Annotated in this window: 7 protein-coding genes; 3 read left to right on the forward strand and 4 right to left on the reverse strand. The window is 55.1% G+C overall.

Annotated elements, in window-relative coordinates:
• Positions 1-89: 89 nt before the first annotated feature.
• Positions 90-1,166 carry a 4-hydroxyphenylpyruvate dioxygenase gene (gene hppD / locus ACRESJ_RS25135; RefSeq protein ID WP_431760320.1) on the reverse strand — a complete coding sequence of 359 codons (1,077 nt, stop codon included), beginning with the start codon at positions 1,164-1,166 and terminating at the stop codon, positions 90-92.
• A gap of 412 nt (positions 1,167-1,578) precedes the next feature.
• Between hppD and ACRESJ_RS25140 the strand changes: the two genes are divergently transcribed.
• Positions 1,579-3,111 carry an EAL domain-containing protein gene (locus ACRESJ_RS25140; RefSeq protein ID WP_431760321.1) on the forward strand — a complete coding sequence of 511 codons (1,533 nt, stop codon included), beginning with the start codon at positions 1,579-1,581 and terminating at the stop codon, positions 3,109-3,111.
• 237 nt (positions 3,112-3,348) lie between these two features.
• A complete protein-coding gene (locus tag ACRESJ_RS25145) occupies positions 3,349-3,714 on the forward strand; it encodes a histone-like nucleoid-structuring protein, MvaT/MvaU family (RefSeq protein WP_431760322.1) in 366 nt (121 codons plus the stop codon).
• Positions 3,715-3,888: 174 nt separating this feature from the next.
• Here the strand turns inward: ACRESJ_RS25145 and ACRESJ_RS25150 are convergent, their stop codons facing one another.
• Positions 3,889-4,413: a DUF4946 domain-containing protein gene (locus ACRESJ_RS25150; RefSeq protein ID WP_431760325.1), complete on the reverse strand. Its 525-nt coding sequence runs from the start codon at positions 4,411-4,413 to the stop codon at positions 3,889-3,891.
• Positions 4,414-4,556: 143 nt separating this feature from the next.
• Between ACRESJ_RS25150 and gloA the strand changes: the two genes are divergently transcribed.
• Positions 4,557-5,078 (forward strand): lactoylglutathione lyase, encoded by a 522-nt coding sequence (gloA, locus tag ACRESJ_RS25155; protein ID WP_431760323.1) that lies wholly within the window; start codon positions 4,557-4,559, stop codon positions 5,076-5,078.
• A 98-nt stretch (positions 5,079-5,176) separates the two neighbouring features.
• Here the strand turns inward: gloA and ahpF are convergent, their stop codons facing one another.
• Both ahpF and ahpC read right to left on the reverse strand, forming a co-directional pair.
• Entirely contained in the window at positions 5,177-6,739 is a 1,563-nt protein-coding gene (ahpF, locus tag ACRESJ_RS25160) for an alkyl hydroperoxide reductase subunit F (RefSeq protein WP_431760324.1), read from the reverse strand.
• 129 nt (positions 6,740-6,868) lie between these two features.
• The gene (gene ahpC / locus ACRESJ_RS25165) at positions 6,869-7,432 is read right to left on the reverse strand and encodes an alkyl hydroperoxide reductase subunit C (protein ID WP_007975937.1); all 564 of its coding nucleotides are present in this window, start codon (positions 7,430-7,432) and stop codon (positions 6,869-6,871) included.
• Positions 7,433-7,590: the final 158 nt, after the last annotated feature.

A 7,590-nucleotide genomic window follows, 5' to 3' on the forward strand; every position in this document is an offset into this window, starting at 1 on the left:
CCAACATGAGACCTGTGTAGGAGCTGCCGCAGGCTGCGATCTTTTGATCTACAAAAAAACCGGTCAATGACCGGTTTTTTTATGCTGGCTCAGTCAGTAGACAACACACCACGACGAACCTGATCGCGCTCGATAGATTCGAACAGCGCCTTGAAGTTGCCTTCCCCGAATCCATCGTCGCCCTTGCGCTGGATGAACTCGAAGAATACCGGCCCCATCAGGGTTTCCGAGAAGATCTGCAACAGCAGTCGCTTGTCACCCGACTCGGACGAACCGTCCAGCAGAATGCCCCGCGCCTGCAACTCACCCACCGGCTCGCCGTGATTAGGCAAACGGCCTTCGAGCATCTCGTAGTAGGTGTCCGGCGGTGCCGTCATGAAGCGCATGCCGATGCTTTTCAGGTGATCCCAGGTCTTGACCAGGTCATCACTGAGGAAGGCCACGTGCTGGATGCCCTCGCCATTGAACTGCATCAGGAACTCTTCGATCTGCCCCGCGCCCTTGGACGACTCTTCGTTCAGCGGAATGCGGATCATGCCGTCCGGTGCGGTCATGGCCTTGGAGGTCAAACCGGTGTACTCGCCCTTGATGTCGAAGTAGCGAATCTCGCGGAAGTTGAACAGCTTCTCGTAGAAGTTGGCCCAGTACGCCATGCGACCGCGATACACGTTATGGGTCAGGTGATCGATGATCTTCAGGCCAGCGCCAACCGGGTGACGATCAACGCCTTCGAGGAACACGAAGTCGATGTCGTAGATCGAGCTGCCTTCGCCGAAACGGTCGATCAAGTACAGCGGCGCGCCGCCAATGCCTTTGATCGCCGGCAGGTTCAGTTCCATCGGGCCGGTTTCGATGTGGATCGGCTGGGCACCCAGTTCCAGGGCGCGCTTGTAGGCTTTTTGCGAATCCTTGACGCGAAACGCCATGCCGCACACCGACGGGCCGTGCTCTGCCGCAAAGTAGGAGGCCACGCTGTGCGGTTCGTTGTTGAGGATCAGATTGATCGCGCCCTGGCGATACAGGTGCACATCCTTGGAGCGGTGGGTCGCGACCTTGGTGAAGCCCATGATCTCGAAGATCGGCTCCAGGGTGTTAGGGGTCGGCGAAGCGAGCTCGATGAATTCAAAGCCCATCAGGCCCATCGGGTTTTCGTATAAATCTGCCATGGTTGGCGCCTCATCATTCTTTATCAATTAACAAAGGTTAGTTGTAAGCAATGCTGAGGCCGGAGGGTGGCGCGCAAGAGATGCCCCGCACGCTGCGGGCGAGGAAATCACCGTAGATCAATTGAAACCCGAATATCTTCATTGTCGACCCAAGGCTCTGACGGGCGAGGCTTCTGCTGCCAGAAGACGATTATTATTGTATGCGTAACCTGATTCTACACAGCGTAAATCAGTTTGTCCGCCCTCTGTATAAAATCCCCCTTTTTTCCACCTGTGCAAAGGGTTTGTTGTGGAGGGAAATCCACGTAAAGCCCACACGCGAACTATCATGGCTCGTACCTGAACTCTTTTTGGGAGGCGATTGGCCCTGCCAGCATTCGAGAGCTCCATTTCATTGCTGCAGGTTTCGCAAATGCCACTGAAAATCAAACGCCGTAAACGCAGTATCAGAATTGCCGTGCCCCTGTTGAGTGGATTGCTCCCGGTTCTACTGGGCTTCGCCATCCTCTACATGCAGGCTGAGCGAACACTCAAACAAAGCACACAGGATACCGCCGAAGAGGCCATTCGCCAGTTTGAGCTGATTCTCGACAACACCTCTCAAGCGGCGCGCGAATTACTGCCACTGGCCGGGCAAAGTTGCCTGGACGTCAATCTGGCCTTGCGTGAGCAGGTGACCCGGCGACCCTTTGTGCGTTCGACCAACCTGGTGTGGGACGACACCATTTATTGCAGTTCGTTGTTCGGCAACTATCACGAAAAAATCAGTTCCGGTGACTATCGCGCTGGCCGACTCTTGCTGATGAAGGGCAACCCGGTCACGCCCGATAGCGCCTTACTGGTGTATCGGCTCGGCGATGGAAAACGCGGCGCGATGAGCACGCTGGACGGTTACCACTTAAGTAACGTTCTGCGCATGATCGGCCGAGCCACGCTGTTGGTACTACAAGTGGGCAACAACTGGCTAAACGCTGACGGCCAATTTCACACCGGTGCCCTGCCCGACTTCCCCGTCGCACAAAACATGCTCAAGTCATCACGTTACGAATTCAGCGTGGAAGCCGGCTTTGCGCAAGGTGAAACCTGGCGTTACATGACCAGCGAGTACCCGCCGCTGTTCAGCTTGTTGATCTTCTTCGGCGTCATTGCCGGATCGATTGGGTATTTTCTACAGAAACGCTCAACGTCGCCCACCCACGAAATGCAGCGCGCACTGGAAGCTGGAGAGTTCATTCCTTATTTTCAGCCTGTGGTTCAGAGCGAGAGCAAGAAACTGTCGGGCGTTGAAGTGCTGATGCGCTGGCGTCATCCGAAAGAAGGTCTGGTAAGCCCCGAACTGTTCATTCCGTTTGCCGAGCACTCGGGCCTGATCGTACCGATGACTCGCTCTTTGATTCAGCAAACCGCGGCCTTGCTTGGACCACTTTCGCCCTCCTTCACCGAACCCTTTCATATCGGCATCAACATCACTGCCAACCATTGCCAGAACCTGGAGCTGGTCAAGGACTGTCGCGAATTCCTCAATGCCTTTGCTCCCGGCTCCATCCATCTGGTGCTGGAATTGACCGAGCGCGAACTGATCGAACCCGCGGCCATCACCCATCAACTGTTCGAACAATTGCACGAGCTGGGCGTAATGATCGCCATTGACGACTTCGGCACCGGACACTCCAGCCTTGGCTATCTGCGTCAATTCAATGTGGACTTCCTGAAAATCGACCAGAGTTTCGTCGCCATGATCGGCATTGATACGCTGTCCGGGCACATTCTGGACAGCATCATCGAACTTGCGCGCAAGCTTGACCTGGCAATGGTTGCAGAAGGTGTGGAAACCCAAGAGCAAAGTGATTACCTGACCGCTCATAACGTTAACTTCCAGCAAGGCTATCTGTTCGGGCGACCCGTGCCTGGCGCGGAGTTCATTAGTGCATTAAGCGATCATTAACTCACGGCTTTAAGGACGAGAGCGCCAAACGGAGCGCCCCCGCTGGATTCAAAAAGACTATTCTTGTTACATGAAAAAAAAGACATGATTTACTCTCGGGCAATTAACTACTACAATTTTTCATGCCTGCGGTAATTCGGCAGGTGAGCCATTTAATCACCGAGTCGCTTCAAGGCTCTTGGCTTATAGCTTTGTTTGCGGTTGGTCTCAGCCACACACACTATTGGAGTAAAGATATTGTCCAGACTCGCTGAATTTCGTGCAGCTGAAAAGGCCCTTCAAGAACAGCTAAAGCAGCTGGAATCGCTGAAGAACGACGCCGGGCTGAAGAAAGAAATCGAATTCGAAGAAAAACTCCAGGGGCTGATGAAAACCTACGGCAAGAGCCTGCGCGACATCGTCGCCATTCTCGATCCGAACCCTGCAAAATCCGGCCTGCAACAAGCCTCCGCACCTAAAACCCGTCGTGCTCGCGTGGTGAAGGTCTATCAGAACCCGCACACCGGTGAACTGATTGAAACCAAAGGTGGCAACCATCGCGGCCTGAAAGCCTGGAAGGAACAATACGGCGCCGCCACCGTTGACTCCTGGCTGCGCGGCTAAATACTCGCGCTGTTAAAAAAGCCCTGCACATGCAGGGCTTTTTCATGAATAGCATCTAAATGCAACGCCTTGTCTCGCACATTTCATTATTTACTGACCAACTTCGCGTTTATGCCCATCGGTATCTAAAAATTTCTGAACGACCTCAAAGCCTGCAGCCACTAAAGTGTTTAACTATAGTTTCAAGCCGTTACGTACCATTTCTATTTCTTCCTGGCTGGCTTTATAAGCCTCGGCCTGCCCTGCGTAGGAAAGAACGTAAGCCTTATCAGCATCCACGGCGGCGACCAGTGTTTGAGAAAGCACATGGCGTCCATTTTGTGTGATGGTGCAGGTAGATTCCAACGCAGATAAGCGGCTCAAGGTTGTTGGATGAATTCGATTACAGACACTTTGATAGCCACTTTGAAAAAAGTCTTTTTGCACTGACTTGCGCATCTCCAGCAACACGCCTTCCAGGTTCACTTGATGACCGCTTTCCACCCGCGTCATGGTCAGCTCCATCACCATGACTGGCGTTCCACCCTGGTCGTTTTTTACCGCCCGCTGACGAGAAACATCAGGGGTGGTGCTCCCTTGCTCAATCTCTTCAACCTGCCAACCGGCAGGCCAGGTGATGACCGGCGTTTCAGCGCGAGCAGTGGCAACCCCGCACAACACGCCCATCAAAATGAACACCGACTTACAGACTCGAAACATTGCCATGAACACTCATATGAAGAGCAATGAAGTCTGAGCCTCGACCAGTTGTCAGGCAATAGCTGACGCTTTGAGTTTGGTGATGTCGCAACCCTTGCGTATCATTGTCGGCATTCTCCAGCCCCACTTTTTTCGGAGGGCCCATGAGCCTGCAAGAATTGAACACTTTCCCCGGCGTCACCGCACAGCCTGACACCGCGACCCACAAATTTGTTTTCAACCACACCATGCTGCGGGTCAAGGACATCACCAAGTCGCTGGATTTCTATACCCGCATCCTTGGCTTTTCGCTGGTGGAAAAGCGCGACTTTCCGGAAGCCGAATTCAGCCTGTACTTCCTCGCCCTCGTCGACAAAGACCAGATCCCGGCCGACGCCGCCGCGCGCACCGAGTGGATGAAATCGATCCCCGGCATTCTCGAGCTGACCCATAACCACGGCACTGAGAACGACGCGGACTTTGCCTACCACAATGGCAACACCGACCCACGTGGTTTCGGTCACATCTGCATCTCGGTACCGGACATCATCGCTGCCTGCGAGCGCTTTGAAGCGCTGGGCTGTGACTTCCAGAAGCGCTTGAGTGACGGCCGCATGAAGAGCCTGGCGTTTATCAAGGATCCTGATGCCTATTGGGTCGAGATCATTCAGCCGGCTCCGCTGTAACACAAAATCAAAAGATCGCAGCCTGCGGTAGCTCCTACATGAGACCTCTGTAGGAGCTGCCGCAGGCTGCGATCTTTTTTGTGTTTCAGCGCCCGAGGTTATGCCGGGGCCGACGTGCGGATCAGGTGATCGAATGCGCTCAGGGATGCCTTGGCCCCCTCGCCCACCGCAATCACGATCTGCTTGTACGGTACGGTAGTCACGTCACCGGCAGCAAACACGCCCGGCGTCGACGTTTCACCACGGGCATCGACGATGATCTCGCCGCGCGGCGACAACTCGATCGTGCCTTTTAGCCAATCGGTGTTGGGCAACAAACCGATCTGCACGAAGATGCCTTCCAGCTCGACAGTGCGCAGTTCATCACTCTGACGATCCTTGTAACGCAAGCCGTTGACCTTCTGGCCGTCGCCGGTCACTTCAGTGGTTTGCGCACTGGTGATCACCGTGACGTTCGGCAGGCTGTGCAATTTGCGCTGCAAAACCGCATCGGCGCGCAACTGCACATCGAACTCCAGCAGCGTGACATGGGCCACGATACCGGCCAGGTCAATGGCGGCCTCGACGCCAGAGTTACCACCACCAATCACTGCTACACGCTTGCCTTTGAACAGTGGACCGTCGCAGTGCGGGCAGTACGCCACGCCTTTGTTGCGGTACTGCTGCTCACCCGGGACGTTCATTTCCCGCCACCGCGCACCGGTCGCCAGGATCACGGTTTTAGCCTTGAGCTTCGCACCGCTGGCGAAGTGAACTTCGTGCAGTTCGCCCTCTTTACCTGGCACCAGTTTGTCAGCACGTTGCAGGTTCATGATGTCCACGTCGTATTGCTTGACGTGTTCTTCCAGTGCCACGGCCAGCTTTGGCCCTTGCGTTTCCTGCACGGAAATGAAGTTTTCGATCGCCATGGTGTCGAGCACCTGACCACCAAAACGCTCAGCCGCAACACCGGTGCGAATACCTTTACGAGCCGCGTAGATCGCCGCCGAAGCGCCGGCTGGACCACCGCCGACCACCAACACATCAAACGCGTCCTTGGCACTGATTTTCTCGGTCTGACGCTCGATACCACTGGTGTCGATCTTGGCGAGAATCTCTTCCAGGCCCATGCGACCCTGGCCGAAGTTCACACCATTGAGGTAGATGCTCGGCACCGCCATGATCTGGCGTTCATCGACTTCAGCCTGGAACAGCGCGCCGTCGATGGCGACGTGGCGAATACTTGGGTTGAGCACCGCCATCAGGTTCAGCGCCTGGACCACGTCCGGGCAGTTCTGGCATGACAGCGAGAAATAGGTTTCGAAGTTGAACTCGCCTTTGAGCGAGCGAATCTGCTCGATCACTTCGACACTGGCCTTCGAAGGATGGCCGCCGACTTGCAGCAAGGCCAGCACCAGCGAAGTGAATTCGTGGCCCATAGGGATGCCGGCGAAACGCAGGCTGATGTCAGCACCCGGGCGGCTGATCGAGAACGATGGCTTGCGTGCGTCATCACCGTTGTCGAGCAAGTTAATTTGGCTGGATAGACTGGCAACGTCTTTGAGCAGTTCCAGCATTTCCTGGGATTTCGCACCGTCGTCGAGGGATGCAACGATCTCGATCGGTTGGGTGACCCGTTCCAGGTACGATTTCAACTGGGCTTTAAGATTGGCGTCCAACATACGGGCGATTTCCTTTATCAAATTCTTTGCATAAAAAAACGCCCGAGCGAATCTCGCCCGGGCGTTTTATTGGGCGGTGCAGCTTACTGAGTAGGCGCGGAGTTCCGCCCCGATGAAGCGATCACAGACTTAGATCTTGCCGACCAGGTCCAGGGACGGAGCCAGAGTGGCCTCGCCTTCTTTCCACTTGGCTGGGCAAACCTGACCTGGGTGCGCCGCGACGTACTGAGCAGCCTTGATTTTGCGCAGCAGCTCGGAAGCGTCACGGCCGACACCGCCATCGTTCAGTTCAACGATTTTGATCTGGCCTTCAGGGTTGATCACGAAGGTGCCGCGGTCTGCCAGGCCAGCTTCTTCGATCAACACGTCGAAGTTGCGGGAGATGGCGTGGGTCGGGTCACCGATCATGGTGTACTGGATCTTGCCGATGGCTGGCGAAGTGTTGTGCCAGGCAGCGTGGGCGAAGTGGGTGTCGGTGGAAACGCTGTAGATCTCGACGCCCAGCTTCTGGAATGCGTCGTAGTTGTCAGCCAGGTCTTCCAGTTCGGTCGGGCATACGAAGGTGAAGTCGGCTGGGTAGAAGAAAACCACAGACCACTTGCCTTTCAGGTCAGCGTCCGAGACTTTTACGAAGTCGCCATTTTTGAATGCATCAGCTTTGAACGGTTTAACTTGGCTGTTGATGATAGGCATCGTTGACTCTCCGTCAGGGGTTAAGAAGTTGATGGAGAGAACTTTACCCACTGGACGGACGGTTGGCTCATTGGCAAACCTGATGCTGCTGATTGGCTTTCGCTATTAGCCAACAGTATTAATAGAAGAAAACGATCTCTAGCCAATCCCCCCTGGAG

Source organism: Pseudomonas sp. (genome assembly GCF_050739655.1).
Lineage (GTDB): Bacteria > Pseudomonadota > Gammaproteobacteria > Pseudomonadales > Pseudomonadaceae > Aquipseudomonas.